A 3,378-nucleotide genomic window follows, 5' to 3' on the forward strand; every position below is an offset into this window, starting at 1 on the left:
TGGTGTAGGGAATGCTGGCCAGAAAAGATGTGAACAGAGTGCGGAGGCGTTCGGTATCGCCGTCTTCCATGGCCAGTACCACATCGCCGGTCCAGCCCTCGACACGTTGTTTGGGCTTCAGGTACGAAGTAGCCAGCATGGTCAGGAAACCGTCTTTCACCTCGTTGTTGGGGAAGTCGAGCAAGAAGCGGTTCAGGCGCATGTCATAGCCCTTGATGGTCAGGTAGCCGCTCTGGTATATCATCGGCAGGGGGCGCTCCACATCGGCCTTGTAGTCGATGAACTCTTCGGGGCGGTAGTATTTGCCCGTCAGTTCGTTCAGGTTCTCGTTGAAGTGGGCCAGCAGGCGGATGAGGTACGTGGGGGTGCCCGAACGGAACCAGTAGTTGTCCAGACTGCGGCTATCCAAAGCATTGAGCAGGCTGAAAGGATTATAGACGTCCGTCATGCCTTTGCTGAAGTGATAGCCGTCGTATTGTTGTTTCAGTCTCTGCTTCATGTCCTCGGGGGTACAGTGATATTCTATCGCCATATCGGCAATGGACTGCCCGAAGTACTGGTCGATTTCTTCCTGCGTGATGCCGCACAAGGCTTCGTAACGAGCATCCATACTGATGTCCTTCGGTTGGTTGAAACCGCTGAACACACTGACCTGCGAAAACTTGGTTACCCCCGTCAGCAGCACAAACCGCAGGTGGCTGTCGGCCGCCTTGAATACGGAGTAGAAACCTTTCAGTACATTACGGTGACGGTCCTCCAGCGTAGTGTCGGCATCGAGCACATCCAGTATCGGCTTGTCGTACTCGTCAATCAGCACCACGCAGCGGCGCCCCGTCTGTTCGTGGGCTGCTTCGAGCACACGGGCAAAACGGTTGCCCACGCTCACATCGCTTTCGGGCTGCACGCCGTACTTCTTTTCCCATCGGGACACGTAACTCTGCAATATGGCCTCCAGTTCGCCGGGATTGAAGAAATTTCCCCCGTTGAAGTCCACGTGGAACACCGGATACGCTTCCCATTCCGTTTCCAGCCGTTCGATGGCCAGTCCGCGAAACAGTTCCTTGCGTCCCTCGAAATACTTCTCTAATGTCGATAGCAGCAGACTCTTACCGAAACGGCGCGGACGGCTCAGAAAGTAAATGCTACTTTCGTGCACCAAATTGTACAGCAGTTCGGTTTTGTCCACATAAACAAATCCGCCTTCAATGATGCGGTCAAAACTCTGTATTCCGATAGGGTATTTCATAACGGCGTTCCTCCTATTGTTTATCATTCGAGGCAAAGATAGCGAAAGGTGAGCACAGAAGCAAGACAAAAGCTTGCTTTTGGCAGGATATTACCGAACCGCATCCTATCTTTGTTAATAGAAAGATAAACAAATTATACGAAGATTGATGCAGGCCGCAAAAGACAAAACTTGAAAAATAACATTATCTTTGTGGGCACAACCAGGTCTTACTGAAAAAATGAAACAGAAAAACATACCTCACCGACAAACCGCAAGTATAAAAACCCTGACCGCCCTCTGCTGTCTGCTCCTGCTCACAGTCTGCCTGCCCGTCCGGGCACAAGGCGAACGGATTATACTCGGCAACGAACAAACCTCCGAATACTACCTCCTGCTGCGGGGAAAACGTGTCGCCCTCTTCGGCAACCATACCAGCCTGCGCGACGACCAGCATCTGTTGGACTGCCTGCTGGCGGACAGCATCCGCGTAGTGGCCGTCTTCTCGCCCGAACACGGTTTCCGCGGCAATGCCGACGCAGGCGAAAAGGTAAGCAGCAGCGTGGACAGCCGCACGGGTGTCCCCATCCTCTCCCTTTACGACGGTAAGGACAAGCGCCCCTCGGCAGCCTCGATGAAGAAGTTCGACGTGCTGCTGGCCGACATTCAGGACGTGGGGTTGCGCTTCTATACCTATTACATCACCCTGTGCCGCCTGATGGACGCCTGTGCCGAATATGGCAAATCCGTCATCGTGCTGGACCGTCCCAATCCGAACGGCCACTACGTCGACGGCCCCGTGCTCGACATGAAGTACAAAAGTGGTGTAGGCTGGCTACCCATTCCCGTGGTGCACGGCATGACACTGGGCGAACTGGCCCGCATGGTGAACGGTGAAGGCTGGCTGCCCGCCGGGCGAACCTGCCGCCTGACCGTAGTACCCTGCCTGAACTACACCCACCAGACACGTTACGACCTGCCCGTACCGCCCTCGCCCAATCTGCCCAACATGAAAGCCATTTACCTCTACCCCTCGCTCTGCCCGTTCGAGGGGACGGTGGTCAGTCTGGGTCGCGGAACGGACAAACCCTTCCAGATATACGGTCACCCCGATATGAAAGGCTATTCCTACAGCTTCACCCCGCGCAGCGTGCCCGGCGCCAAGAATCCGCCCCTGCTGGGCAAACGGTGCCACGGCGCAGACCTGAGCGGAAAGAGCGACGAAGAACTCCGCCGCGAAGGCCTCAACCTGACCTACGTCATCGATGCCTATCGCAATCTGAACATCGGCGACCGCTTCTTCACCTCCTTCTTCGAACTGCTGATGGGTACCTCCTACGTGCGCCAGATGATCAAGGAAGGCCGCAGTGCCGAGGAAATCAGAGCACGCTGGATGCCCGACGTGGAACGGTTCAAGGAGCAACGCCGACCCTATCTATTGTATAACGAATAAACACCATACACATGTCCCCCCTATCCGTACTGCTTACCCTCGCCGCCTATTTTGTCATCCTCTTCACCGTCTCCTACTTAGCCGGACGCAAAGCCGACAATGCGGGCTTTTTCACCGGAAACCGCCGTTCGTCGTGGTACGTTGTGGCGTTTGCCATGATCGGTGCCAGCATATCGGGCGTCACCTACGTCTCCGTGCCCGGCATGGTGAAGGACAGCGGCTTCGGCTACCTTCAGATGGTGCTGGGTTTCATTGCGGGGCAGTTCATCATTGCCTTTGTGCTCACGCCGCTGTTCTATCGTCTGAATCTCGTTTCGGTCTATGAATACCTGGAGAGCCGCTTCGGACGGGCATCCTACCGTACGGGGGCGTGGTTCTTCTTCCTCTCGAAGATGCTGGGAGCTGCCGTGCGTCTGATGCTGGTCTGCATCACCCTGCAGTTGCTCGTCTTTGGTCCCTGCGGGCTGCCCTTCGTGCTGAATGCCGCCCTGACCGTGGCATTGGTGTGGCTCTACACCTGGCGCGGAGGCGTGAAGTCGCTCATCTGGACCGACTCGCTGAAGACGCTCTGCCTGATTGTGTCCGTCGTGCTCTGCATCGGCTACATGGCTTCGGGGCTCGGGCTCACGTTGGATGGGGCTGCGGAAGCCGTCATGTCCAGCGAACTGTCGCGCATCTTCTTCTTCGACGACCCGAACAA

Annotated in this window: 3 protein-coding genes; 2 read left to right on the top strand and 1 reads right to left on the bottom strand. The window is 56.0% G+C overall.

What is annotated here, in order from left to right:
• Positions 1 to 1,246: ATP-binding protein (locus tag QVP67_RS12080; RefSeq protein ID WP_288180168.1), on the bottom strand; the 1,246-nt coding region annotated here is incomplete at its 3' end.
• Positions 1,247 to 1,466: 220 nt separating this feature from the next.
• Here QVP67_RS12080 and QVP67_RS12085 point away from each other — a divergent pair.
• Together QVP67_RS12085 and QVP67_RS12090 are read left to right on the top strand one after the other, a co-directional pair.
• A complete protein-coding gene (locus QVP67_RS12085) occupies positions 1,467 to 2,678 on the top strand; it encodes an exo-beta-N-acetylmuramidase NamZ family protein (RefSeq protein WP_288180169.1) in 1,212 nt (403 codons plus the stop codon).
• Between the two features lie 11 nt (positions 2,679 to 2,689).
• On the top strand, positions 2,690 to 3,378 hold a 689-nt coding region (locus QVP67_RS12090; RefSeq protein WP_441293843.1), incomplete at its 3' end, for a sodium:solute symporter family transporter.

This window comes from Bacteroides sp. CAG:633 (genome assembly GCF_000435115.1).
In the GTDB taxonomy this organism is placed as follows: domain Bacteria; phylum Bacteroidota; class Bacteroidia; order Bacteroidales; family Bacteroidaceae; genus Bacteroides; species Bacteroides ndongoniae.

Excerpts from the sequence above, each read along its gene's own strand:
- QVP67_RS12085 (WP_288180169.1), top strand. The coding sequence starts at position 1,467 with ATGAAACAGAAAAACATACCTCACCGACAAACCGCAAGTATAAAAACC.